At 39.5% G+C, this 26979-nt stretch carries 21 protein-coding genes; 7 read left to right on the plus strand and 14 right to left on the minus strand.

The window, feature by feature from the left end:
- The first annotated feature begins 139 nt into the window (after positions 1-139).
- Both AC13EX_RS13890 and AC13EX_RS13895 read left to right on the plus strand, forming a co-directional pair.
- Positions 140-1213, plus strand: a complete 1074-nt coding sequence (locus tag AC13EX_RS13890; protein ID WP_482893148.1) for an efflux RND transporter periplasmic adaptor subunit — start codon at positions 140-142, stop codon at positions 1211-1213.
- A 3-nt stretch (positions 1214-1216) separates the two neighbouring features.
- Positions 1217-4261, plus strand: coding sequence for an efflux RND transporter permease subunit (locus AC13EX_RS13895; protein ID WP_482893149.1), 3045 nt, complete (start codon positions 1217-1219; stop codon positions 4259-4261).
- A 346-nt stretch (positions 4262-4607) separates the two neighbouring features.
- On the opposite strand, the gene AC13EX_RS13900 is transcribed toward AC13EX_RS13895, so the two are convergent.
- The 5 genes from AC13EX_RS13900 to AC13EX_RS13920 form a co-directional block, all read right to left on the minus strand.
- Positions 4608-5852: a metallophosphoesterase gene (locus tag AC13EX_RS13900; RefSeq protein WP_482893150.1), complete on the minus strand. Its 1245-nt coding sequence runs from the start codon at positions 5850-5852 to the stop codon at positions 4608-4610.
- Between the two features lie 97 nt (positions 5853-5949).
- Positions 5950-6807, minus strand: a complete 858-nt coding sequence (locus AC13EX_RS13905; RefSeq protein WP_482893151.1) for a transglutaminase family protein — start codon at positions 6805-6807, stop codon at positions 5950-5952.
- A 43-nt stretch (positions 6808-6850) separates the two neighbouring features.
- On the minus strand, positions 6851-7591 hold the full coding sequence (locus AC13EX_RS13910) for a proteasome-type protease (RefSeq protein ID WP_048640450.1): 741 nt from the start codon (positions 7589-7591) through the stop codon (positions 6851-6853).
- Entirely contained in the window at positions 7588-8568 is a 981-nt protein-coding gene (locus AC13EX_RS13915; RefSeq protein WP_048640449.1) for an alpha-E domain-containing protein, read from the minus strand. Before AC13EX_RS13915 ends, AC13EX_RS13910 begins: the two co-directional genes overlap by 4 nt.
- 14 nt (positions 8569-8582) lie before the next feature.
- Entirely contained in the window at positions 8583-10010 is a 1428-nt protein-coding gene (locus AC13EX_RS13920) for a circularly permuted type 2 ATP-grasp protein (protein WP_482893152.1), read from the minus strand.
- 463 nt (positions 10011-10473) lie between these two features.
- Between AC13EX_RS13920 and AC13EX_RS13925 the strand changes: the two genes are divergently transcribed.
- A complete protein-coding gene (locus AC13EX_RS13925; protein WP_482893153.1) occupies positions 10474-11670 on the plus strand; it encodes a DUF4221 family protein in 1197 nt (398 codons plus the stop codon).
- Between the two features lie 554 nt (positions 11671-12224).
- Here AC13EX_RS13925 and AC13EX_RS13930 read toward each other — a convergent pair.
- Positions 12225-14285, minus strand: coding sequence for a S9 family peptidase (locus tag AC13EX_RS13930; RefSeq protein ID WP_482893154.1), 2061 nt, complete (start codon positions 14283-14285; stop codon positions 12225-12227).
- Positions 14286-14399: 114 nt separating this feature from the next.
- Between AC13EX_RS13930 and mscL the strand changes: the two genes are divergently transcribed.
- Entirely contained in the window at positions 14400-14819 is a 420-nt protein-coding gene (mscL, locus tag AC13EX_RS13935) for a large-conductance mechanosensitive channel protein MscL (protein WP_048640445.1), read from the plus strand.
- Positions 14820-14864: 45 nt separating this feature from the next.
- On the opposite strand, the gene AC13EX_RS13940 is transcribed toward mscL, so the two are convergent.
- The 3 genes from AC13EX_RS13940 to AC13EX_RS13950 all read right to left on the minus strand — a co-directional run bounded on the left by AC13EX_RS13940 (position 14865) and on the right by AC13EX_RS13950 (position 19329).
- Positions 14865-16967 carry a ComEA family DNA-binding protein gene (locus AC13EX_RS13940; protein WP_482893155.1) on the minus strand — a complete coding sequence of 701 codons (2103 nt, stop codon included), beginning with the start codon at positions 16965-16967 and terminating at the stop codon, positions 14865-14867.
- Complete coding sequence (locus AC13EX_RS13945; RefSeq protein ID WP_482893156.1) at positions 16964-17791, minus strand: PorV/PorQ family protein; 828 nt, start codon at positions 17789-17791, stop codon at positions 16964-16966. Before AC13EX_RS13945 ends, AC13EX_RS13940 begins: the two co-directional genes overlap by 4 nt.
- Positions 17792-17868: 77 nt before the next feature.
- The gene (locus AC13EX_RS13950; protein WP_482893157.1) at positions 17869-19329 is read right to left on the minus strand and encodes a BamA/TamA family outer membrane protein; all 1461 of its coding nucleotides are present in this window, start codon (positions 19327-19329) and stop codon (positions 17869-17871) included.
- 74 nt (positions 19330-19403) lie between these two features.
- On the opposite strand from AC13EX_RS13950, the gene yidD reads away from it, so the two are divergent.
- The gene (gene yidD / locus AC13EX_RS13955) at positions 19404-19625 is read left to right on the plus strand and encodes a membrane protein insertion efficiency factor YidD (protein WP_084011602.1); all 222 of its coding nucleotides are present in this window, start codon (positions 19404-19406) and stop codon (positions 19623-19625) included.
- 1 nt (position 19626) lies between these two features.
- On the opposite strand, the gene AC13EX_RS13960 is transcribed toward yidD, so the two are convergent.
- Genes AC13EX_RS13960 through AC13EX_RS13980 form a run of 5 tightly spaced genes read right to left on the minus strand, consistent with a single transcriptional unit; the run spans position 19627 to position 24917 of the window.
- Complete coding sequence (locus tag AC13EX_RS13960) at positions 19627-20733, minus strand: prolipoprotein diacylglyceryl transferase (protein WP_482893158.1); 1107 nt, start codon at positions 20731-20733, stop codon at positions 19627-19629.
- Positions 20734-20765: 32 nt separating this feature from the next.
- Complete coding sequence (nadE, locus tag AC13EX_RS13965) at positions 20766-22622, minus strand: NAD(+) synthase (RefSeq protein ID WP_482893159.1); 1857 nt, start codon at positions 22620-22622, stop codon at positions 20766-20768.
- A 39-nt stretch (positions 22623-22661) separates the two neighbouring features.
- The gene (gene rnc, locus AC13EX_RS13970; RefSeq protein WP_482893160.1) at positions 22662-23405 is read right to left on the minus strand and encodes a ribonuclease III; all 744 of its coding nucleotides are present in this window, start codon (positions 23403-23405) and stop codon (positions 22662-22664) included.
- Positions 23406-23407: 2 nt separating this feature from the next.
- Positions 23408-24661, minus strand: a complete 1254-nt coding sequence (gene fabF / locus AC13EX_RS13975; RefSeq protein ID WP_048640438.1) for a beta-ketoacyl-ACP synthase II — start codon at positions 24659-24661, stop codon at positions 23408-23410.
- A 19-nt stretch (positions 24662-24680) separates the two neighbouring features.
- Entirely contained in the window at positions 24681-24917 is a 237-nt protein-coding gene (locus AC13EX_RS13980; protein ID WP_010855324.1) for an acyl carrier protein, read from the minus strand.
- Positions 24918-25065: 148 nt separating this feature from the next.
- Between AC13EX_RS13980 and AC13EX_RS13985 the strand changes: the two genes are divergently transcribed.
- Both AC13EX_RS13985 and pyk read left to right on the plus strand, forming a co-directional pair.
- Complete coding sequence (locus tag AC13EX_RS13985) at positions 25066-25494, plus strand: IPExxxVDY family protein (RefSeq protein WP_048640437.1); 429 nt, start codon at positions 25066-25068, stop codon at positions 25492-25494.
- 11 nt (positions 25495-25505) lie between these two features.
- Positions 25506-26936, plus strand: coding sequence for a pyruvate kinase (pyk, locus tag AC13EX_RS13990; RefSeq protein WP_048640436.1), 1431 nt, complete (start codon positions 25506-25508; stop codon positions 26934-26936).
- The last annotated feature ends 43 nt before the right edge of the window (positions 26937-26979 follow it).

The following is a 26979-nucleotide window of genomic DNA, read 5'->3' on the forward strand; positions in this document are numbered from 1 at the left end:
GAAAATCATCAATTTGGGTTTTAACAATCGTTTTTAACAAAAAATAAAAGAGATTGTTTGCATGAGATTTAAAATTTTAGTTAATTATATTCTTCTATAATTCCAAAAGAATATATTAACCCATTAGTCAAATACAGACATGAACAAAACACTCTTATTTTGTTCCTTAATTTTCTTTTTCTCCTGTGGTGAAGAAACCCAGGAGATAGAGGAAATTCCCATGGAAACTTTTCGTGATGAAGTTAAGGCCACCCCAGTGAAGGTAGGGCAATCACAAAGAAAGTCCTTTGATTACCTGATCAATGCTTCAGGGAAAATAGAAGCGGAAAATCAAGTAATGTCCATAGTCGAAAGAAGTGGTTACCTAATAGAACTCAAAGTAGAGGAAGGGCAGCAGGTGAAGAAAGGGGATATTATCGCATTACTCGATAAAACAGACAGCGAGCTTGAGTGGGAGAAAGCACAAGTGAGCCTTCGTACTGCCAGTGCAGAGTATGAAAGTTTAAAAATAGTTTCCTCGGTAGAAACCACCTTTTCCGAAAACCTGGACAAAAATGCCAGAGATGAATTTTGGAGAGCTTCCAGTGGATTGTTGGCTGCTCAGATTGCTGTAAGGGAAGCTGAAAATAATCTCGCTAAAACAGAAGTCAAAGCGCCTATTACTGGAGCAATAGCCGACTTGAAAATTAAAAAAGGCAGTCTAGTCAATGCTGGAGATGAAATTTGTTTGGTATTAAGTACCCGTTCACTGGAAATGAAAGTTAAAGTTTTGGAGTCGGACATCTCCTATGTGAAAAAAGGGCAAAAGACGGAGGTTTATCCAGTATCAGGAACAATCGATAGTGAAAGAGAAAAAATTACTGGCACCGTCACAAGCATCAATCCTAAGGTGGATGAGAATGGATTGGTGCAGGTGACCATAAAATTAAGTGCAAGTGGAAGTCTTTTGTCAGGGATGAATGCGAGGGCAGTGATTAGAGCGCCACAAAACAATAACCTTGTGGTCCCTAAAGAAGCAGTGGTTTATCGATCCGGTCGCCCGGTGGTCTTTACCATTGATAATAATGAAGCCATTTGGAATTATATAGAAGTAGGGAAGGACAACGGAAGAGAGATTGAAGTATTGGATGGATTGGAAGCTGATAAAACAGTTATTGTAAGTAATAACGTGCAGCTAGGACATCAGGCAGCAGTGCAGATAACAACTGATTAAGCTATGGTAAAATTTTTACTTTCAAGGCCGATTGCAGTTGGAATGACCTTTCTGGCATTGCTTATTTTTAGTATCATTTTGTTTCGAACATTGCCAATTTCATTGTTGCCTCCTATAGATGTTCCACAAATTGTCATAAAAGTAAACTATCCCAATTCCTCCCCAGAGTCCATTGAGCAAAATGTGCTCAGTCCTATCCGGGAAGGCATGGTTACCTTAAATGGCCTACAAGACTTAGAGAGCAAAGCAGGTTCCGAAGTAGGGGATGTTCGTTTGACCTTTGATTTTCAGACAAGGATGGAATTGGCTTATATTGAAGTCAATGAAAAAATTGACAGACTGACCAACAACCTTCCACAGGATATGCCAAGACCACAAGTGGTTCGGATCAATTCCAATGATATTCCTATTGTTCGCTTGCAGGTAATTCCAAAAGAAGGTGTTGACTTCGCTGAAGTATCCTTGCTCACAGAGAATGTGATCAAAAAGAGGCTGGAACAATTGGAAGGTGTGGCCCTTGTGGATATTAATGGTAGACAAGAAAAGGTGATTACTGTCACACCCAATAAGCCCTTGATGAGTGGTTTGGGGCTTAGAGAAGCAGATTTAATTAGGGCCATCAATGATGGGAATAGTGAATTACCTGGCATAAGTGTGGAGGATGGACAGTTTAGGTATTTTTTACGTTTGGCTAGTAAACTTGAAACGGCTGAAGATGTGGGGAATCTTCCAGTACATGGACCCTCAGGAAATATTGTCACCCTCTCAAAAGTAGCAACCGTTGAACATGCACTTTCAAAACCTACTGGTTTTCACTTGTTTCAAGACAAAGAAGGACTGGTAGTTACTGTTCACAAACAAACCTCTGCCAAAATGAATGAAACCATGCCGCTGATCTATGAGGCAGTGGAATTGTTCAAGGTGGATTATCCACAGGTAGATTTTGAATTGACACAGGACCAATCTTCCTTGTTAAATGCAGGGATTAATAACCTTCAAACCAGTTTGCTTTTTGGGGGATTGTTTGCCTTCGCTATTTTGTTTGTCTTTATGGGCAATTACCGGACGCCTATCATCATTGGAATAAGCCTTCCTTCTTCCCTTGTGATTAGTTTTATGGTCTTTTATTTCTTCGATATTTCCATAAATGTTATCTCATTGAGTGGGCTTGCCTTAGGGCTGGGAATGCTAATTGACAATGCCATTATCGTTTTGGACAATATCAATCGAAAGCGTGAGGAGGGTTTGCCCTTGTTTGAGGCTTGTGTAAGTGGAGTAAATGAAGTTCAATCTGCGCTGATAAGTTCTGTTTTAACCACATTGGCCGTATTTGTTCCCTTGGTGTTTTTAAGTGGTGTGGCAGGAGCCTTGTTTTATGATCAGGCGGTCTCAGTGGCAGCTATACTATGCGTTTCTTTACTGGTAGCATTTATTTTGCTTCCATTATTGTATTTTCTATTGTTTAAAAACAAGGAAAAAAGTGCTGCAAAAGAAGACAGTCGCCTGTTCAAAGGACTGCTAAAAGGATACAAGAAAGTTTTCCAGGGATTGTTTGCTCATCCGGGCTGGTCTTTGATGTTTTTGTTTTTGTTGATTCCACTTCTATTGGGTACTGTCAAATTCTTAAAAGTTGAAGGTTTGCCGCCTATCGAAAAATTTGATGTGCTGATCTCTTTGGATTGGAATGAGCCAATTGATGCAAGCCAAAATAAAGACCGAATTCAAAGTCTATTGGCTCAGTTGGAGGGTAATTTCACAGTTGCTGAAAGCGATTTGGGCTTAAGGCAATTTATCTTGTATGAAGGAGAAAATGCCATTCAGCAAGCGGATCTTTACCTGATGTTTGCTGATGATGAAGCCAAAGAAAGTGTCAGCAGACAACTTAAGCGTTTTTTTCGTCAAAATTACCCTCAGGCCAGTTTAGCAATAAATGATGCGCCCAATGCATTTGACCAGCTTTTCAATTCAAACCGGCCTTATTATGAGGTTAGGTTGAAGAATTTAGAGTCCAAAAGACCTATAAAAGCAAGTCAAATGAATCAATGGATGGAGCAATTTCCAGTTGAGACTTGGACCAAAGGCCCAGGTTTGCAGGAAGGATCTTCTGTAATTTTTAAAACAGATCTTGAGAAGTTGGCATTGTATGGTCTGGAAGTAAATCAATTGATCACAAGCATAGAACAATTATTTGGAAATTATCTGATTACCGATATCCGGCAATTTGGTGAAATTATTCCCATTCAATTAAGAAATGACCAATTGGATTTTCAGACCCTTCTGAAAAGTAATTATATCTACGGTGAAGAAGGCATAGCCTACTCCTTAAATGAGTTCATTACTTATTCCTACGATTCACATTACAAATATGTAACTTCTGACAGGTATGGGATCTACCAATCCCTAAACCTCGATGTCTCGGAGCCTACAAAGCATGAGGCGGATATTCGTTCTTGGGGTACGGAAAGAGACCTTGCTGTTGATTTTGCAGGGCAGTACTTTCAGGATCAGGAAACCATCAAACAGTTAATGGGTATCTTAATGATATCCATTCTATTGCTGTATTTCATTCTTGCCGCTCAGTTTGAAAGCTTCTTACAACCCCTTATTGTTGTTTTCACTCTTCCTTTGGGAGTAGGAGGGGCGTTTTTGGTGCTGTGGCTTACAGGTACTTCCCTAAATGTAATGTCAGCCATAGGGTTAGTAGTAATGCTTGGGATTATGGTCAATGATGCAATTCTCAAGATAGATACCATTAATCGGCTTAGGATCATTTATCAGACCAAAGATGGAATGGAGACCAGAGTAGCACTTACCAAGGCCCTGTACCATGCAGGGGAGATAAGGTTGAAGCCTATTGTAATGACATCAATCACTACTATTCTTGCCCTTATTCCGGTGGTTTTTAGTGCGGGATTAGGTGCTGATTTGCAAAGGCCATTGGTTTTCTCCGTAATCGGTGGATTGACCATAGGAACATTTACCGCTTTGTATTTTGTGCCATTGGCCTATTGGTTTCTGTCAGGACAGCGAGGGGCAATAAAGTTTTAATCCGCGTTTGAAGGCATTGAAAAGTAACGCTGCTTAGCCATCATAAATGCTTATTTTGGCGGTATATTGATTGTATTTGCCACGGGGAAAATAACCCGTGGCATCAAAAAAATCACGATTTAACCCGGATTATGTAATAGGATTTCCTGGCCCTGACGATAGTCAGGGGTGATGCATGTCCCGTGTTTACGGGAAGTGTTGCAATCGCAAGAAAATAGCACCGCTATGGTGAAATTGAAAACAGCAACGAAGTGGCTGATATTAAAGCGATTTCAGCACGTAATAGAATGTCTATTGCATATTTCGGGGTTAATCGAATAGGTGTTGCCTTTTTTGAGATATAGGTTTACCCTTTTTTCAATTCTATAACCGTAATCTCAGGCCAGATTCCCACTCTACCGGCAAAGGCATGGAAGCCAAAACCTCTGTTTACATAAAGGTATTTGCCTGCCTGTTCAGCTATTCCTGCCCAGTTGGTGTAGCGGTATTGTGCAGGGCTCCAGCGGATAAAAGGCGTCTCTATACCGATCTGCATGCCATGGGTATGGCCGCTAAGGGTAAGGTGAATATTTTTAGGGTGGTTTTTGACTTGTTCATCCCAGTGGGTAGGGTCATGAGAAAGCAATACTTTAAAAGCGTCGTCAGGGACATCTACAAGTGATTTCTCAAGATCCCCTTTGGACTGGAAGCCCAGGCCCCAGTTTTCTACACCAAGTAAACTTATCCTTTGACCATCTTTTTCGATAATTCTGTTTTCATCCAGCAAAAGATCGAAACCCATCATTTTGTGCTTGCCCTTAAGGGATTGAAGGTTTAGAGCTTTGGCTTCTGGACTTGGCCAGGAGGTATAGTCTCCATAATCATGGTTGCCCAATATGGAAAACTGCCCGTAGGGAGCTTTTATCTGAGAGAAAATATCAATCATGGGGTCAATTTCATCTGCCTTATGATTGACAAGGTCACCTGTAAATACAAAAAGGTCAGACTGCTGGGCTGCTGCCATGTCAGCCCCTTTTTTCACTGCAGCATAATCCTTAAAACTGCCAGCATGAATGTCTGACAGTTGTGTTATGGTAAAACCATCAAATGCCTCAGGAAGATCTTTAAAATAAAGGGTTTTTTTGATGGTTCTGAAATCGTATTTGCCTTTTATGATGCCATAGATAAATCCAGTCATAGGAATGGCTGCTACGGCAAAAGCAATCTGGCTTATGAATTTTCTTCTAGAAGCCATTACTGAACCATCCTCGTTTGTAGTGCCTGTCGCATAACTGTATACAGTACCAATTACCCTGATCAAATCTTCCCCAAATAGGAAAACAATGACGGTTAGTTGAGTGACAAGGATGACCAAAAACAAGTTCAAGGATTGCTGAGAAGAAGGAGATATTTTCCCCTCTTGCATGATAGTATAGAAAGTAAAACCTAACCATACAGCTATTGCTCCAGTTAAAATCCAATAAGTTGTTTTTCCTAGTGTTAAATAATCTGCAGGTAAAATCGCTTTAATTCCCTGGAAAACGTACCAATCTAAAAAAATCACAATTGATAGTAGAGTAATAATAAATAAGGTGCCTCCCACTTTTTTCATAAATAGTTTAAGTTATCCTATTAAACTGAAAATCATGTGAAAAGGTTAATAAAATTTTGTTTTGCTTATTTGGTTTTAGGGCAACAGGGGATTCTTTCTAAAATGGGTGAATGCTAAGAGTGGTGTGTAAGGTGGAGGGTTTGAGGTTTTCTCCACCAAAGGAGCCATGTACAGGAAGCGTGTTTTCTGGAAGAAAACTTGCGGCAAGGGGGATATAGTGCTCGTCGGCCATTAGTCCAAGACTTGGATCCAATCCTACCCACCCGGCACCTGGTAGGTAAGTTTCCACCCAAGCATGGAGCTCATGGCCTGCCTCCAATTCTGGATTGAAGGCGTAACCACTGACAAATCTAGCTGCTAGGCCTACATGTCTTAACATTTCTATTAACATGAATGAGAGGTCTCTACAGGATCCTTTTCCTGCAGCAAAGGTCCTGGCTGCTGACCATAGGTTTTCTTCTTCTCGTATAATATGGTGCCAATCTGCATGAATGGCAGCATTCAATTGTGTCAGAAACTGGATAGGATCCTTGGTCCTCAGTTTTTCAAGCGCATAGCTTTTTAATAAATTATTATTGCTATGAGCCAGGTAAGGTTGGAGGATAGGCAAGTTTTTTTGTTGGTAGGAAAAAGGAATGTCAGCTTCCGGATTGAAATTTTGCAGGAACCATTGGTCAATAAGGAAGAGGAAGGGGTTAAAATGACTCGTGTTTACCTCAAAATCGACTTTAATCACCATGTTTTCCGTCTCCCCTGTAAACCAGGCTTGGTAATAGGGGTTTCCTTCAATGCTGTACCTTTCATTCATTCCCTCTGGCTTAGGGTCGATATCCAGTTTATAGGCATTGATTTCCAGGTAATTTCTCTGAAGTGGTTTGAGATAAAAATGATGCGGGTTTAACCTTACAGATTTTTGGTATTCATAAGTTGTGGTGTGTTGTATTTTCAGACGCATAATTGCAGTTTGTTTAAATTAGAAAAAACAACATTATTCAAGCTCACTCACTTTTTTCAAATTCTTTTGGTGAGAAAGCTTTTTCTAAGACTTCTGTTGGAAGGTTATGGATCGCTTCTTTTAATGAGTCGTTCCAGAATTCAGATAAATGATTTAACTCATGCTGCTCAAATCGGTTTTCTACAACATTGTAGGTGTCATTTTCTAAAATTACAGTGTCTATAGGGTAGTCAACATCATTAGCACTTATTCTAGTTGCATCGAAAGCCAAAAATGCACTTTTTAAAGCGAGCAAAAGTGGCTCATCGTACTTTAGAGACCTTCTTAATACCGGGTTGCCAAATCCAGTGTTGCCAATAATGACAAAAGGTGTTCCCGTTCTGATTTCTATCCAATTTCCCTGGGGGTAAAGTAAATAGAGTTTGGGTTCCTTGTCTTCTTCAAGCTGTCCGCCGATAATTGAGAACAAATTGAAAGTAAAGCCTGAATTTTCCAATGAGGCCATGTCTTCACCAGCCACACGCTTTACCTGATCTGCAAAACCATTAACAGCCTTATAGAGCTTGTCATAGCTAGCGTCATTTTTCTCAATCAATTCTCCAAAATAGGTAATGGCTTTGTCTCTTACAGAGCGAAGACCAGAGGTCATTATAAAGAAAGAGTGGTTTTTTCTGTTTACAGTATATACTTTTTTTGAGGTAGTGGTTTCATTACCTGAAGTGATTCGAGTGTCTGATAAACCTACAATTCCGTGTTTCGTTTTTATTCCAATGCAGAAAGTCATTCTTGATCCATAGTTTGGCTGGCAAAGTTATCTTTTATTTGGAAATAATTGTCGTTTATTTTATTGGAGACATTATTAATTTTTATTTGAAGCTGTTCGATGTATTCGTGTAATCCACTGGAAATAATATCGTTGACATCATCGAATTCCAGTTTTGATCGTAATTCTCCCATTGCTTTCTCAGCACTATTGGAATATCCCTCTCCATTTGACTTGGAAATCTTATAGAGACATTGTTCGGCTTCTTTCAAACAAAAAAAGACGGACCTAGGGAAGAATTTATTTAATACCAGAAATTCCACCACGCCTGAAGGAGAGATATTGCCATAGAGTCTTCTATAAGTATTGAAAGCAGTAACAGACTTTAGCAAAGCCATCCAATGAAGGAAATCCAGTGGAGAGCCTACTTCTTCAGCAGAAGGGAGTAAGATATGGTATTTGACATCCAGTATACGTGAAGTTTTGTCTGCCCTTTCCAGGTACTGTCCCAGTTGTCGGAAATACCAGCCCTCTGTGCGTGCTACGGTATTGTCTGCAAGTCCATACAATAGTAAGATCTTAGATTTTACTTCTTCGAAAAAATCTCTTGGATCTTCTTTTTTCCAGACTTTCGACTCAGAGGCCTTGTTTACAAAATGGTAGGTTTCATTTAATTTTTCCCAGGTTTCCTTGGTGAGATTTTCCCTAATCATCCTTGCATTTTCTCTTGCTTGGGACACAGAGGAAATGATAGAATTAGGATTGCTATGATCAAAGGCCAAGAAATAGATTACCTCCTTCATCTTGTAGGAATTGTTTCGGGAAGTATAAAGTTCATGATCACCGGTCGCCATAATTAGTGGCTCCCATTGTTCTTTTAAATCAGGAGGTAAATCCAACATTAAGTTGAAATTAACATTAATGAATCGGGCGTAGTTTTCAGCGCGCTCCATGTACCTGCCTAGCCAATAAATTGAATTTGCAACTCTACTTAACATATCGTTTGTTTATTTTAATACAATACCCAGGTGTCTTTGCTTCCGCCACCTTGAGAACTATTGACTACAAGTGAACCTTTCTTTAATGCTACCCTTGTAAGGGCTCCGGGAATAACTTCTACTTCATTTCCATACAAGACATAAGGCCTTAAGTCCACATGCCGACCTTCAATGGTTTTGTTGTCTACAATTGAGGGAACAGTAGAAAGTGAAAGTGTTGGTTGGGCAATGTAATTGGTAGGATTGGACTTGATCAACTGCCGGAATTTTTCATGTTCTTTAGCATCTGCTTTTGGTCCTATCATCATGCCATATCCTCCCGCTGCATTTGTTTCTTTTACTACCAAGTCTGAAATGTTTTCTAAAACATGCTTTCTATCCTTTTCTTCCCTACAAAGGAAGGTTGGTACATTGTGAAGTATAGGGTCCTGATCTAGGTAATATTTTATTATTTTAGGTACATAGGCATAAACAGCCTTGTCATCTGCAACACCTGTTCCAGGCGCATTGGCCATGGCAATATTGCCAGCCTTGTAGGCTTCAAAAAGCCCGGGGATTCCCAGCATAGAGTTGGGATTGAAAACCTGTGGATCCAGAAAAGTGTCATCTATCCTTCTGTACAATACATCTATTTGTTCTAAACCTTGTGTGGTTTGCATGTATACCTTCTTGTCTTTTACAATTAGGTCCATTCCGGATACAAGCTCTGCCCCCATTTGCTGGGCAAGGTAAGAATGTTCGAAGTAGGCGGAATTGTAAACACCTGGTGTCAATACTCCTATAACTGGCTTGGGTTTGTCAGAAAGAAACTGAAGCATGTCCAGGAGTTTGGTAGGGTAATCTGAAACAGGTCGAACTCCGAGTTTGTTGAATAAGTCAGGATAGGCACGTTTGATGATTTCACGGCTTTCCAGCATATAGGATACACCTGATGGACAGCGAAGGTTGTCTTCCAAAATGTAAAACTCCCCATTGTTATCCCTTACTAAGTCTGTACCCGTAATATGGCACCATATGCCTTTAGGTGGCGTAAGACCCATACATGGCTTTAGAAAATCCTTACTTCCTAAAATTAAGTCCGCGGGGACGATCTTGTCTTTAAGGATTTTTTGGTCGTTATATATGTCTTGTAAAAATAAGTTCAAGGCCGTAATCCTTTGTTTGAGGCCTTCATTGATGGTGTGCCATTCTTTTCCCGGAATAATTCGTGGAATAATGTCCAGGTGGAGGATTTTTTCTAAACCTTCTTTATCATGATAAACATTGAAGGTCATTCCCATGGCCATCTGGGCCTTGTCTGCCGAGAATTGCAATTGGTTAAGCTTTTTTGCCGAGGTATTCTCTATGAACGCTCCGAGACTGGAATAATGTTCACGCAATGTCTGATGTTCATCATACATTTCATCATAAAAAGAATGTTGGGGTTCGTGGTTTACGTTCATTTTGCCTAATTAAAACAGTTGGATCAATGACTTAAAAATTATAGAAGTTATAAAAATTAGGTATAAAATTTTAATTATGCAAATAATTGGAGGCCGTTATTAATTTTTAAGAAAAATGTACTGTGGTTGTGGATCACTACTGGTTAAATGTTCTGTTAGCTGCTTAGCTTAAAGTCCGAGTCTAGTTCCAGGTTGACCTTCTTCCTCTTGGGAAGCTGATCGATTACCAAATTGAGTAGCTATTGGAAGCTATAAATTTAATGCTTAGGTAAAGTTGTAAATCCAAACGATATGTACTAAATTATCAGTTATATAAAATGGTAAGTGTGCCTTATATTGTTCCTGTATTACAATTTCAATGCCTTCAAGTAGGGACATCTTAAAGTAAGCTTAATAGCTGTTTTTTTTTAGCAAAAAGGGCAAAACCAGAAAATAGCACCATCAAATTCATTAAAAGGCTAACATGAGCAGCAGACAAAAAATAATTGGCAAGAATAACCTTTACAAAATCTCTGGATTCATACTGCTTTTGGTATTTGTTTCTGCTTGTAATAAAGGTGAAAACCTGGGCAAAGCAGATGCGTCTGTGGTATCAAAAGAATTAGTTAAATCTTCAAAATCTTTAATAATACCTATTGATTCATTAACGGTAAATAGAAGTACACAACTGGTCCATTACCAAGATTCTAAGGATTGGTTGTTTAACCTTAACATGAGTACCAATGAGATACAGATGTATGATTTGAAAGACAAATCCCTTCATAAAAGATTAAAATTCCCAGTTGAAGGGAACAATGGCGTTGGTCGGATTTTTTCGTTTCCTATTCACAATCTGGACAGTATATTTCTCTTTCAGCAGTTTAGTACTGATATATATTTAACCGACACAAGTCAGTCGATCAAAAATAAAATTACAGTTCAGGTACCAGAAATGCATACCCCTCCATTTGTACACTCAACTTACTTTTCATCTCAAGTAGTGGTTATAGACGACGCGTTAGTGGTGAAAACTCGTCCTGCTGATGATTATAAAGAAATTACAAATGATGTGCTGTCTAAAAGACATTTGACTTATAGCATCAACCTCAACAAAGGGGAGACGGAACTCTTGAATCATAAATACCCCAATGGCTATTTGGAAGATGGGTATAAACTTTTTGACTTCAGTTTTGCAAAGGGATTAGACAAATGGGTTTATTCCTTTCATTCTGATCATAACCTGTACTATTCAGATTCGATGCAGGCAGGGTTAACAGCAGCACTTTCAAAAAGTAAATACATCAATGGATTCCAGAGCATGGACGTGTTTGGTTCGCGAGAGCAACATTACAAATACTATGCAAGTGCGGCGAATTATAAAAGTATCCTTTACGATAAATTCAAAAACGTCTATTATAGATTTTGCTATCCGGAAATTGAGCTGAGCAGTGAGGAGGAAATAATGAAGTATAGATTTCTGCCTAAACTTTTCTCCATATTAATTTTAGACAGTGAGTTGAATGTTATTGGTGAAACCTTATTTGATAAAGATAAATTTTTGTCAGACAATGCTTTTATAACAGAAGAGGGGATATACCTATCCAAAAACCATCCGGATAACCCTGAACTTAAAGAAGACTACCTGTCTTTTGCCTTATTTGAGCTAATTGACATTGATTAAACCCAAAATAAGCAAGACAATCAACTGTGTGCTGAGACCGCTTCAAAATTAGTCATTTCGCTACTGTTTGGAGATTGTAATACTTTCTGATTGAGTCGAGAATTATTATTGGATAATTCCAACTATCTCTTTTAGCCAATTCAGTAATCCTCATAGAGTTATGGGAGTTCAACCCGCTTTATCCATTAGGAATCGTAATGAGAACTGAAACTGCAAGAAAATCAGGCTGTTTGGAGATTTAATCATAGCATCGCTATGGTGAAATCGAAAACAGCAGCGTAGCGACTGATTTTGAAGTAGATTCAGGTCGTAATAGATAGGCTAATGCATAATGTTGGTTCAATCGTTCCGAATTCCCCAGCCCCAATGGGGCGAAATAAAATAGCCAAGGGTGTCAGCCCTTGGCAAATATATTAAGAGCACATCCAGATTTTGGCGGCATTGTTGCTTTTTTCTGCAACAATGCTGACAAAATCTCAAGCTATGTTAGCGTCATTACGTCTCAATTTCATATGTCTTCTGATCTGAGTTATAAGAGACAATGCTTTTTACGTTTAATTCTCTGCCAGGAACAAAATAAAGGCGTATTCCATGGCCAATTCTTTTAAGGCATTGAATCTGCCAGAGGCGCCTCCATGTCCTGCTTCCATATTGGTATGGAGTAGTAACAAGTTTTTGTTGGTGCGCAAGGCCCTGAGTTTTGCTACCCATTTGGTTGGCTCCCAATACTGAACCTGACTGTCATGTAAGCCAGAGGTAACCAAGAGGTGAGGGTAATCCTGTTTTTTCACATTGTCATAGGGAGAATACGAAAGCATATAGTCGTAGTAGTCCTTTTCTTTGGGATTGCCCCATTCGTTAAATTCTCCGGTAGTTAAGGGGATGCTTTCATCCAACATTGTAGTGACAACGTCCACAAATGGTACTGCTGCCACAACGCCATGGAAAAGATAAGGTCGTTGGTTGATCACAGCGCCTACCAAAAGCCCTCCAGCACTTCCTCCCATTGCGAAAAGCTTTTTCGGGTGAGAATACTTTTCCTGAATTAGGTACTCTCCACAGGCAATAAAGTCATCAAAGGTGTTTTTTTTCTTTAACATTTTGCCCTCTTCATACCAATATCGTCCCATTTCCTGACCACCTCTGGTATGGGCGATGGCAAATACAAAACCCCTGTCTAATAAGCTCAGTCTACTGGAACTAAAATAGGGGTCTGAACTTAGCCCATAGGAGCCATAGCCATAAAGTAAAACCGGGTTTTGACCGTTTTGATTGAAAAGGTCTTTTTTGTATACCAAGGACATAGGGATTTCTGTTCCATCGGCCGAGGTTGCCCACACACGCTCAGAATGGTAGTCTTGAGGTGTATGGCCACCCACCACTTCTTGACGCTTCATTAAGGTTTTCTCTCTAGATTCCATATGGTAGTCATAGATAGTAGCCGGAGTGGTCAATGAGTTGTAGCCATATCTTAGCACCTCCGTATAAAATTCCGGATTGTTACCAATCCAAACCGTATAGGCAGGATCCTCCATTTTTATGGTGTGTTTTTTTTCTCCATCCCAGGATCTTATTTCGAGCCTTTGCAGTCCATCAAATCGATTGGCTATTACCAAATGATGTTTGAAAACTTCAAACTCCTCTAAAAATACATTTTCCCTAACTGGAATGAGGTCTTCCCAATTCTCTTTCTCAGGTTTCTCTATTGGTGTTTTTACCAACTTGAAATTTGTAGCCTTGTCGGCATTGGTAAGTATGATAAAGTGCTTGTCATAATGATCAACCCCGTACTCTAAGTCTTCTTGTCGACCTTGAATGACTTTCCATTTTGCATCAGGCTGATCCAAAGGAAGAAACCTGTACTCTGTAGAAATTGTGCTTTGGCTGGCAATAAATAAGAATTTCCTTGACTTGGATTTTCTTATTCCAACCGTAAAAGTTTCATCTTTTTCCTCGTATACCAACTCATCTGACTCCTGAGCTGTACCCAGAACATGGCGGAATATTTTATTTGGCCTTAAGGTCAATGGGTCTTGTTGGGTATAGAAAATTGTGGAATTATCTGCCGACCAAGCCATATTACCAGTGACAGATATTAATTGATCCTCCAACACTTCCCCACTAGTCAAATCTTTGAAATGAATAGCGTAAATACGCCTACCCATATTGTCAAAGGAATAAGCGAGCAATTGGTTGTTTTCAGCTACTGACAGTGCGTTGACATTCATGTATTCATTTCCTTCTGCCATTATATTGATGTCCAATAAGGTCTGTTCATCCCCTTCTAGATTTCCTTCCTTTCTACAATAAATTGGGTATTCTTTGCTTTTTTCGAAGCGATTGTAATAATAAAAACCGTTTTTGAAGTAAGGGACACTGGCATCATCTTCCTTTATTCTCCCCTTCATTTCTTCGAAGAGTGTTTTTTGCAGGGCTTCTGTATTCTTTAGGCAATGATTTTTATATTCATTTTCCTTTTCCAAATATTTCACAACCTCTGGATGCTCTCTCTCATTCATCCAAAAGTAGTTGTCAGTCCTGGTAGAGTCATGAAAACTAAGTTTTTTGGGTTTTATCTGCGCTATTGGTTGATCTATATGTTTTGTTTTGGACATGTTTTGTCTGATGTGATAATGTTTGGAATATAATTATTTTGCAATAATCATAGAATTTTTCATATATTGAATGGCTTATTAAATTTATATTAAAAACCATTAACCAACAAAAGTATGGGATTGATTAAAGAATTCAAGGATTTTGCCGTAAAAGGTAATGTTGTCGATTTAGCTGTTGCGGTGATCATCGGCGCTGCATTTGGGAAGGTAGTATCCTCACTGGTAAAGGATATAATTATGCCTCCAATTGGACTATTGGTCGGAGGAGTTGATTTTACTGATTTAGTAGTTGTTCTCAAGGATGCCTATATAGATCCTGCAGGGGAAGAAATCGCTGCGGTAACAATTAATTACGGTACATTCATTCAATTTACCGTTGATTTCGCTATTGTCGCCTTTGCAGTATTTATGATTGTTAAAGTAATTACAAAATTGAAAAAGAAGGAAGAAGCTGCCCCAACACCACCACCACCTACTGTTAATAAAACAGAAGTGTTATTGGAAGAAATCAGGGACTTACTTAAAACAAAATAATTTCTGATTGAATTAAATTTTCCGGTAAGGGTTAACCCAGATCCCTTACCGGTTAAATAGATACCTAAGCTGAAAAGTAGTTTCTGTCAATTCATTACCTTTTATTTCCTGCAAGCCTGAACCTATGCTTTCCCTATTGGTATAGGTAGTTTTTGCCCATCTCCCCCAAAAGGTCAGTCGCTTATTGAGCTTATACTGTGCCAAAAAATAGACACGCATTCCCTGATTATAAAAATTCGGAATAGAGAAGGCCCATAGCACATTTTTTTCATATAAGTATTGCCTGTTTTCATAATCTTCGGTGTCAAATAGTGCCACTCTTCCCGATAACCTCCATGGACCCATTTCTGTTGATATATCCTGAGAGATTGAAAAACCTTTGGACTTCTGTCTATCAATGAGATAAAAGCTTTGCTGTACTCGTGTTTTAACCTGCCACCAGCGGCTTGGTTGATAAGTTAGGTTCCACACCATGTTTTGTCTTTTTCCGCGTGCCAGTAAGTATTGGCTGCTGGTTTGATTTTCTGAAAGTACGTTTCTGCTTTTGATCTCTTCCCGAAATTGGAAAAACAGGATCAATTGTTTGTTTGGTTGATATTTTATCCTGCTAAGCCATTCGTAGCCTGTGGAAGGTGCATACATCCTAAAACGCAACCAGGGGAAACTGAAATAATCATAGTAGACAGACCAGCTGATTTTTCTGTTAGGTTTGAAGTGGAGACCTAAATACACCCCTTCTTCATTGATTGGACGAGAACCTTCGGAAAAAGCATTTCCATAAAAAGAATGAAATTCCCGGTCGTATTTTCTCCAAACTATAGAGAAATCCAGTTTACTGTTCAGGCTACTCATTATCCCCGCTACATGACCCAGTCCCCCGCTTTTGGATACTGCGGTTTCACCAAACAAATAGTGGTTTCGGAAATTGTAGGTGAAGTACAAGCTGGTTGTAAAGTTGGTCTTTCCTCGAAATTCAAATTGATTGTAAATTCTTTCTAAGGGGATTAGGGCTTGACTGTATTGGCTGTAAAGGGCATTTGCGCCTAGCCGTAACGCTTTGTTAGGAAAGTTATAATTTATATTTAACCCTGCATTTTGTTCTGTAGCTTGGGCTTTTTTCTGTACTTCACTTTCCGTTCTGTGCAATCCAGATAGGACCAATGATGACAGGTAAGAAGACTCGTTGGCAAGACTATCTTGTATTAGCTGTAAATTAGCATCTCTGGAAGATCGGGAGAGCATGCCTGTAACTTCTATATTCCCTAAGGAGTAGGTGCCTGCTAGCCCCCTGAAAAAGCCTGCTTCCATTACAGAAGTGTAGGGCCTTAGTCCAGTAGAGCTTCGTTTAACAGTGGTGATGGTCTCAGCACCTTTTCCCACAGAAAATCCCGATCCAAAAACCAATCCCTGTCCAAATTGTAATTGATAATCGCCAAGAGAAAGTGCCTTTAGTTTCCCTTTATTGTACAAGGTATAATGAAAAGAGAGATAATTGAAGCCATAGCGTTTGCTTTTAGGATCCCAGGTGAATTTTTCTCCTGAATCTTTATCTAAAGTCAAACCCAAACTGAAATCTGCAGGTTGCTGTAAGCGGAATCTCAAATAAAGGTCGTTGGGGTCTCCCAAATACCTATTGCTTAGGTCTCCATTGCTTAGCGTATCTGGAGGACTGAAACCTTTCCTTGTTTGCCAGACCTTTCTTTGACGAAAAAGTAAATAGGCATTTTCGGCCTTCTTAATACGCTTTAGGCTGGGGAGAGCATCGGTAGTATTTGAGGAATTTATAACGACAAATGGCAATATATTTTGGATGGTTTCTAAAGTCCATTCTGGAATAGCCTGAAGCTCATAAATGGAAGCAAACTTACCAAATTGATTTCTGTAATTAATGAATGATTGGATTTGTATAGGGCTAAGAATATACAAGGATTGAAGTTCAGAACTTGTGGCCACCTGTAAGTCTAAAGGTTGAAAATACAATTGAAGGAGGCTTTCATAGAGGTCTTCATATGGCACATCTTCTTCTTGCATGGCAAAGCGCTCTTCTACGAATGCCTCTATGTCGAGTTCTCTTGGAGGGGCCTGCTGTGCAAGGAGACCAAAAGAAGTCAGAAATAAACCTACACCGCTGACAATAATTGGTTTCAAGGGGCCGAGAGATTATAATTTAGAGAAAAGTGATGGGTAAAACCCAATAAGTAATTGCGACTCATCGCATAATCCACTTGGAACCGTCTGGGCTTAAAACCTATTCCGAAATACAGATTGTTTGGCTGACTGCTTATGCCTGTCCGCGCCCATAGTTTATCTTCAAAGCTATAGGCGATACCTGCTTTAAACTGAGGTGGGGATTGTAGTTCTTTTTCAGTTTCAATATTGACCATCAGGTTTTGAGAGGGTCTGTAAGAAATGCCCGCCTTAACGACTGCCGGTAAATAGTCTAAACTTGCCTTGCTAATCGAAGAGCGGGAAATATTGTACACATGGGCAGCGAAAAACAAATCAGGAATGAGTTCGGCGGTTCCCCCAAGTTCAATAATAGGTCTGGCGCTTCTCCCAAAACCTTCAATATTAGTCTGGAAATAATTGATTTTTATCCCTAAACTAGCCAAACCTAATTGTTTGGCCAGGCCCAGGCCAATTTGCTGCTGATTGAAGAGCTTTCCACCATAATTGGAAATACCGATACCTATTGTCCCTAATTTTTCAGAAGGAAGGATAATTCCAGCAGCCAAAGTGGTGAGTTCATTTAGCCCAAGCCTATGGTCGTATCCTGCTATGGCTACTATTTCAGATGGTGCCTTACCTAGAGCCCCAATATTGTTAAAGATTGCCCAAGGTTCGCTTAGGGTGACACTTGCATTGCCCATCCCTATACTTTGTGCCCCTTTTGGAAAATGGTCCATGCTGTTTTGCGTCCAGCAAAGACTGGGGAATAGCAATAAAAAACCAGATAGTACCCATTTCTCCATAACCAAAAAATAAGGGGAAAAAGAAAGTATTACTGGAATATACTATAAAAAAATGTAATGTAGAAACAAAAAACGAATTATATAGGAGCTTTAACGTTGATAAAGAAACTCCCTGCCCCCATGTTGTTGACCGAATATTCAAACCTGAATACAGCATCATACATACCTATGAGGTCCAATCCAAAGCCATAGCCTGCCAGGTATTTGTTGGTATATTGTGAATTTAAAGGCAATCGATTTGCATCTCTTACATAGCCATGGTCGAAGTTACCACTAAGATATAGGCGAAGCGGAAAAACAGAGAACTCCTCTATAGGCATAAAGCTAGAAATGTCAAAAGCCACATTTAGCAACTCATAGCGTAAGCTGTTTTTATGAGCAATTAATTGTTGCCCTTCAATGACATTGAGCTCAAAACCCCTGATAAAATTTGGTTTATAACCGATTCCACGGACCAAGGTGTAAGGTTGGTGATCGCTAAAAAAAGCTGAGCCAGAAATGCCTGTAGCAAAGTGGAATTTGCTTCCAAGCCTATTGTACTTGCTGGCCATAATGCTAAATTCTAGCTCATTGATGTCATCATTCCCAAATATACCATATTTGGTGAGAGAGGCATCCAATAAGGTTCCTTGAGTAGCATAGGCCACATTGTCCCGGTTGTCATGACGGTACCGGTAAGAAACCAAAAAGTACTGCAACTTTTGGCCCTCATGCGTAAAATAATTTGGGTTTTCAAGTATTACATCCTCATGAATTCGGGTGTCGTTGTACCCTGCTGTGAAATAATGAAAATTATAAAAACTACCTCTAAAGCTATAGGTCAGTGAGGCATTAAGTGATTGTAGTAAAATATCTTCATTCGCATTTTTAAAAAAGTATTGCTTGTTGCCAATTGACCTTACAGGGATGTTTTTATTCGTGTAATAATTGAACCTTGCAGCCAGACCATGAAGCTGATTTTTGTCAAAATAGGGGATTGTATAATTCAATAGAAGGGCTTGGGTAAAACCGATCTGTCCGACCACCCTAAGTTTTTCATTTCTCCCGCCAATATTATTATGGTCCAATTTTACCCCATAGTTAACCCTGGAAAAATCTCGATTTTGATTAGAATACCATTCAGAGAAGTTCCTGTCAGCCAAATTAAAGATAATGCTGGGTAAAATGTACCATCTTTCTTTTAGAGACACCAAAAGCTCAACCTGCTCATCCCCTACGAAAAGGGGGGTCACAGTGGCGGTTGTAAAAAGTTGAAGGTTGTATATCTTTTTTTGGTCAGCTGCTACAAGAGCTACAAACTCATCCCAATTGTAGGTCATGTTTTCAGCAATGTCCATTTCCCGTAAAATAATGTTTTTACGGGTTTTTTCGTTTCCAACGATAAAGATGTTATTGACAGTGACTTGCTTTGGCGTTTCGACTTCCTCTGAAGTGACATATAGTGAATCGCTATCTTGGGCATACAGGGCTTTGCCAACACCTGTTCCCAGGATGCAAATAAGGATTAGAAGCCGGTAAAATAGCGGTTTTATGTTCAATTGAATCTGAATTTTGATTTTAGAGACAGAACTTTATTTTCAAAAATATGCTTGTTTAATGTAAATACGAAAAAGTGAAGAAAATAGTAAAGAATATTGCTGTATTTCCCATTTTGATTTATCAATATGCTATTTCTCCTTTGATTCCGAGGTCCTGCAGGTACTATCCTACTTGTAGCCAATACGCCAAAGAAGCCATTTTGAAACATGGTGTCTTAAAAGGGGGATGGATGGGAATCAAGCGAATAGGTCGGTGCCACCCATGGGGAGGACAGGGCCATGACCCTGTCCCGTAAGCTAGTTTTTAATGGATTGTTTTCTTTTGTTATTTAAAGAATAAAAGATAAGGCCAAAGCCTATCACTACCAATGGGATACTTAGTGCTTGCCCCATATTGAAAGTGAGACTGTCCTCAAAGTCCACTTGATTCTCTTTGAAAAATTCCCAAACGAATCGCATACCGAATACCGATATAAGGAACAATCCAAGATATAATCCTTCGGGAATTTCTGATTTGTATTTTTTCCAGCCAAGAAATAGCAATATGAAAATCAATAAATAAGTGAGCGATTCATAAATTTGGGTAGGGTATTTGGCTTGACCAAAAGTTTTTATCACTGCCAGATAATGATCTCCTTGGTCTCTGATTTCCAAGTTAAGCGGGGTTTCAGGATCCTCCGCCATGTATTTCTTTGAACTATTGAATCGAGTCAATGCATACTTGACATCTCGCTCTAGAACAGATTTTAAATTTGCCTCATCAAAACTCCCCTTCTCGATTTCAATGTCAAAATTAACAGGGACACGTCCGGTTCCGGTTAGTTCAGCCTGCCGGTCCGAAGGTTTATAAGCTTTAATAGAAGTTATTGGAAGCTTCATGGTATTCAAAATCTCCTCTGTTTCTCGAGCAAAGACAAAGCCACTGTCTGTGCCTGTTGCTTTCCCGCCGATTTCTGAATTCATCAGATTACCAAAACGAATCAAAGCCCCCGTCAAGGCCACGACAATTACAATTCTGTCTACAACCCATAAATAGGATTGCCCCGGAGTTCTTCTGGCATATAGCCACAAAGCAATAAGGATAGAGATAGCTGCCCCATGGCTCGCTAGCCCCCCTTCCCAAACCTTTAATATGTCTATTGGATTACTTAAGTAACGCTCTGGTTCATAAAACAATACATGGCCCAATCTGGCGCCGATAATGGTTGCAAGGACCATGTAGATGGTTAATTTGTCTACTAAATTTTCATCATGACCTTCTTTTTTGAAAAAGTGAATCATGAATTGTTGGGAGATAATAAAGCCCATTGCAAAGAGCAGGCTATACCAGCGTAACCTGTCAAATCCTGAAAAAATCGAAGGGTTTGGACTCCAAACGACGTAATACAAAATACTATTGATCATGGTTTATTATATTTTTTATGATTGTCGTTGATTTATTCTTCAAGGGTTTCCATTAATGCCAACTCTTCCCGGTAACCTCCCGATAGTACAGGGAAACGGTACCAGGTCTTTGGATCCACATTAAATTCATCCAAATGGAAGGAGACGGCTAGTCGTTCTCTTTTCCACTGATTGATGGACCATAACCTAAAGAATTTGGCAATGTAAGCTTTTAAAAGAGATGGTTCAAGAGAAATTTCTTCTTTCAAAATAAGGTACACATCCATAGGAGATCTCCTATCCCTTATGGCCAGTTTCTCTATAGCAGAAATGATAGGGTAGGGCATAAGGTCGTCCTCATCAGTTTGACTTTGCTCCTGAGGCCTCAACTCGGCAGTAGGTTGTAGAGCGTTGACGGACTGTAATCCATGATAGCCTTTTTCCTTCTCAGCCCAACGCAACCACTGAAGGATGAAATCTTTACTAACTGCCGCAATGGGAGAAATGCTACCACTTGTGTCTCCATCCATGGTCGCGTAGCCCAAGTCACCTTCGCTTCGGTTGGAAGTGCTTAGGAGAAGGTGGTTTTTGATGTTGGCCAGCATCCAGATGATTGGAGAACGAGTTCTTGCCTGAATGTTTTGAAGTGCGATGTCATCCTGTTCCCAGGTTAGCTTTCTGCCTAGAGCTGTTTCAATTTTTTTTGTATAGGAATCTACTTCTTCATCTATGGTCCAATGATGGAAAGTAGCACCTAAACTCTTTGCGAGGTTGTGGGCGCTATTTAGGGTTGCTTCAGAGGAGTTTTTCGTTCCTTGATAGGCAGTAGTGAATATTTTCCCGATAATTTCTGGAATGCTACTTTCTGGAGCAATATCGGATGCACGATTGATTTTTTTCAAAAATAAGGCTGTTCCTAGTTCCTCTACCCCTCTTTTTACCATGTCAGCTACTAGTATGGCTATGGTAGATGAATCTGCTCCACCGCTTAGCGAGAGGACAAAACCCCTGCTTCGGCTTTTCCTAAGATAGTCAAAGAGGGCCAATGTGGAGGCAGCCATGAATTCCTCATTTTTGGTATCTAAACTGTGGTTAAGTTCCAGAGGTTGAGTCTGCTGAACAGGGTAAGCAACCGTAACCAACTCGTAATCCTGGTAGGATAGCAATTTGTTTTTTACCAAACAATGGCCATTTTCGGAGAAAAGTATTTCTCCGTCAAAGATCATTCTTCCACTTTCATTGCCAAGCAGGTTGACGTACAAGTAAGCAACACCAAGGTCCGTAGAGCTTTCTTTAACCAAAATTTCTCTCTGCTCGCTTTTGCCCATGGCAAAGTGGCTGGCACTAGGGTTGAAAATGATGTCTACTCCACGTTTTTTTAGGCGGTATCCAGGCCTGTCAGTGCTTCTCCATGCATCTTCACAGATTTCAAAACCATATTTATGGCCGTTTTTCTCAAAGATGATGTCTCCAAATGGGTATTTGGTGTCAAAACACTCAAGTGTGATTTCTTCGCCGGATTTCCAGGGAGTAAACCACCTTGCTTCATAATGTACGCCGTCTATTGCTAAAAACTGTTTGGGTACAAAGCCTAGAATCTCCTCGTTTTCTAGGATGGCCATGCAGTTGTAGACTTTGGTATTTATTCTGATAGGTAGCCCCACAAACACCGTAATTCCACTTGTATGAGGAAGGATTGTTTGAAGGCTTTGCAGTGCTTTTTTAGGATACCAATAACTCAGGAACAAATCTTCACTACCGTATCCGGTAATGCACAACTCTGGAAAACACAAAAGGTCAACCTTTTTTTCTTTTGCCAGGGAAATTGCCTGAATGATATTGTTCAGATTTCCTTCCCAATCCAGAGGAGTTTGGTTGAGTGTGGCGCCAGCCAGAAGTAATGGAGACATGTTATTGATTTTTTAGAGACCTAAATGGGAATGCGTGGATTAAGGGATTATTTGAAGTTTTTCGCAGGCTATTCTAGCTGCTTCTTGTTCGGCTTTTTTCTTTGTGGCACCTTTTCCTTCAGCATAAGGAGAGCCATTGATGTTTAATTCTACTTTAAACTCTTTGAACCTTTGGCTACCTTCTACGGATTTTAGGTTAAAGTCGACTTCTTTATTGTCCTTTTGCGACCATTCTATGATCTTACTTTTGAAATTAGTAGTGGTGGTAATGATATTGTCCAAATCAAAAAATGGAGTGATCAACCTACTATTGATAAATTTTCTGCAAAAGTAATACCCTCTATCTAGGTAAATGGCTCCAATAAGAGCTTCTAGCGTGTCACCATATAGCGATTTGAAGCTATAGGGGACTTTGGTACCCATTTCGGACTCCACTATTTTAGGTAAGCCAATTTTCTGCCCAACCTGATTCAACGCTTCTCTGTTTACAATTCTGGACCTGGTTTCGGTCAAAAAGCCTTCGTCCCGGTAGGGGAATTTTTGGAAGAGGTATTCGGCCACAATTGTGCCCAATACCGCATCACCCAGGTATTCCAGGCGTTCATTGCTTATTTTTACACCGGCTTTTATTTCCTTCGATGCAGAAACATGTCTGAACGCTAGTCTATAGAGAGATAAATTTAAAGGCTTGCTACCCACTATGTTTTTTATAGCGATAGCAAGCCTTTTATCTTTCTTATTATAAGTTAGCTCTTGTATTCTGAGCAACCGAAGTAATTTCAAATTTATTCTGCTATTTTTTTGAAGATGATAGAGCAGTTATGCCCACCAAAACCAAAAGTGTTACTCAGTGCTACATTGACTTCTTTTTTCTGAGCTTTATTAAAGGTGAGGTTTAATTTCTCATCCACCTCTTCATCATCAGTAAAGTGATTGATGGTAGGAGGAATAAGGCTGTTTCTCATCGCTAATATTGATGCTATAGCTTCTATAGCTCCAGCAGCTCCCAGAAGATGACCTGTCATGGATTTTGTACTACTGATATTAATTTTATACGCGTGATCGCCAAAGATATTTTTAATGGCTTTTACTTCACTTAAGTCTCCAAGGGGAGTAGAAGTACCGTGCACATTAATGTAATCAATAGCCTCAGGTTCTAAACCGGCGTCTTCAAGTGCGAATTTCATCACATTGGCAGCTCCTCTTCCTTCCGGATGAGGTGCAGTAATGTGGTAAGCATCACCTGTCATTCCACCACCGATTAATTCAGCATAAATTTTGGCTCCACGTGCTTTCGCATGTTCGTACTCTTCCAAAATCAATGCACCGGCTCCTTCCCCAAGAACGAAACCATCCCTGTCCTTATCAAAAGGCCTAGAGGCAGTTTTTGGGTCATCGTTTCTTTGAGATAATGCCTTCAAAGCATTAAACCCTCCTACACCTGCTTCAGTTACTGCAGCTTCCGACCCTCCAGAAATGAAGATATTGGCTTTTCCCAATCGGATATAATTGAATGCATCCAATAGGGCGTTAGTAGCTGAGGCACAAGCTGAAACAGTAGCAAAATTTGGCCCCTGAAATCCATATTTAATGGAAATAAACCCTGCAGCGATATCAGCTATCATTTTAGGGATGAAAAAGGGGTTAAATCTTGGTGTTCCGTCTCCACCTGCAAAATCAGTGACTTCGTCTTGAAAAGTTCTCAATCCACCAATACCAGATCCCCAGATTACTCCAGCCCTGGTAAGGTCAATTTTTTCAAGGTCAAGTCCAGAATCTTCCATGGCTTCCGCTACGGCTACCATTGCATATTGAGCATATGGATCAATCTTCCTGGACTCTTTCCTGTCCATAAATTGAAGTATATCCAAATTCTTTACTTCGCAGGCAAATTGGGTTTTGAAATTTGAGGCATCAAAACGGGTAATAGGTGCAGCGCCGCTTACACCATTCGACAAGCCGTCCCAGAATTCTGGAACGGTATTGCCGATTGGTGTAAGAGCACCTAAACCTGTTACTACAACTCTTCTTAAATTCATAAATGATTTTAAGTATGGGTTATTTTACGTTAGCTTCCAAATAGCTAACAGCCTGACCAACCGTACCGATCTGCTCAGCCTGGTCATCCGGAATAGAAATGTTGAATTCTTTTTCGAATTCCATGATAAGCTCTACAGTATCTAAAGAATCGGCACCAAGGTCATTGGTAAAGCTCGCTTCTGGAGTAACTTCAGATTCTTCGACGCCTAACTTATCAACGATAATGGCTTTTACTTTTTGTGCAATTTCAGACATTTTGTGATCAGTTTAGTTTAAACACACCGCAAAGAAAATTATTTAATACCTTAATGTCAAAAAAAATGACAAACTAAATCAAGAACTTTCGCACAAAGTTAGAAGTTGGAATAAAATTTTTACCTTTGAGCTTTTAAATTCTTCCTGAATGAAGAAAAGCAAGCTTCTTTTTGAAACCACCTTCGATTTTGATCTTTTAGGCCTTGTAGCCCCTTTAAAGGACTATAAATTGGCTTGGCTGATCAATTCTACTTTGGGAATAAATTTAAAAAAAGCAGAAGATTATCATATGGAATTCTTAAATCAACCAGATTTAATTATTTCTCAATTTATGTTAAAAAAAGAACATGGATTCATCCAATTGTTGAAAAATAAGTCATATCCGGTGGGAGGGCACTCAAGATACTTGATACCTGAGCTCCAAAGTATGGATTACTTTTTACTCTGTCAGGACTTTACGGATGAAGTGGATTTAAATACGTATATTGACGGCCTTTCGGTAGTAAAAGGGATTCATAGTATTGTTAAAATTGATACTATTAAGTTAAAATCAAAAGAAAACCTGTTAACATATTAAATAAGTAGAAAATGAGAGTACCTATTTTTAATAAAACCAAAATATTAGCCACTATTGGTCCTGCCAGTAATAATAAGGAAACAATAACAGAGCTTGTAATGGCTGGGGCTGATGTTTTCAGGTTGAATTTCTCCCATGGCGACCATAGTATTCACGCAGAGGTGATCAAAACCATCCGTGAAATCAATGCAAGCATGAATAATAATTCAGGTATTTTGCAGGACCTTCAGGGTCCGAAAATTAGAGTAGGTGAGGTGGAAAATAATGGAGTACTAATTAATCCTGGTGATTCCATAACCATAACCAACGATCCTGTGATGGGTAATGCCAGCTTGGTAAGCACTGTTTATCAAAATTTACCAAATGACGTTGTCAAAGGAGATCGAATTCTAATTGATGATGGAAATTTGGAATTGGTAGTCCTTAATACGGATGGTAAAAATGTTGATTGTACAGTAGTACATGGGGGCATACTTAAATCTAGAAAAGGTATCAACCTTCCAAATACTAAAATTAGCGCACCTTCTCTTACGGAGAAAGATCTTATTGATCTTGAATTCGGTCTTGAAAATGAAGTAGATTGGATAGCCCTATCCTTTGTACGTAGCGCTGACGATATTCTTGATCTAAGAGAAAGAATTCAAAAAGCTGGTAAAGCTTGTAAAATTGTTGCCAAAATAGAGAAACCTGAAGCTCTTGATAATATTGATGAAATCATCGAAGCTACTGATGCAATTATGGTGGCTAGAGGAGATCTTGGTGTAGAGGTTCCTATGGAGATTGTTCCACTTTGGCAAAAACGAATGGTGGAAAAATGTAAAATCGCCTGCAAACCCGTGATCATTGCTACCCAAATGATGGAAAGCATGATTGTTAACCCTAGACCAACAAGAGCTGAAACCAATGATGTAGCTACAGCCGTTCTGGATGGTGCAGATGCTGTTATGCTTTCCGCTGAAACTGCATCAGGTAAATTCCCTATTGCGGCCGTTAAAGCAATGAGCAGTATCATTGACCATATAGAAGTCAATGCAGACATCTATCACAACCTTTATAAGATCCCTGAAGATACAGAGAGCTACATGAGCAATAACTTATTGCTTATGGCAAGTAGGCTTTCTAGAAATGTGAAAGCCAAAGCAATTGTTGGTATTACCAGTTCCGGATTTACAGCATTCAGAATTTCTTCACACCGTCCTTCGGCAGATATTTTTGTTTTCACAAGAAATAAAAACCTACTTACTCAGTTAAGTCTAGTCTGGGGGGTAAGGGCTTATTATTATGATAGCCAAGTGTCCACAGATGGTACTTTCCAAGATATTCAGGATAGGCTAAAAGCGGAGAAACATGTAGCTGTAGGGGATATTGTAATCAATACTGCTAGCATGCCTCTAAAAGCTAAAGGAAGAACAAATATGTTGAAAATTCACGTAGTGGATTAATTGATGCCTTCTGAGATCGAATTGTTTGTAAGTGATTCGGTTG

The sequence above is a fragment of the Cyclobacterium sp. L-R genome (assembly GCF_056859355.1).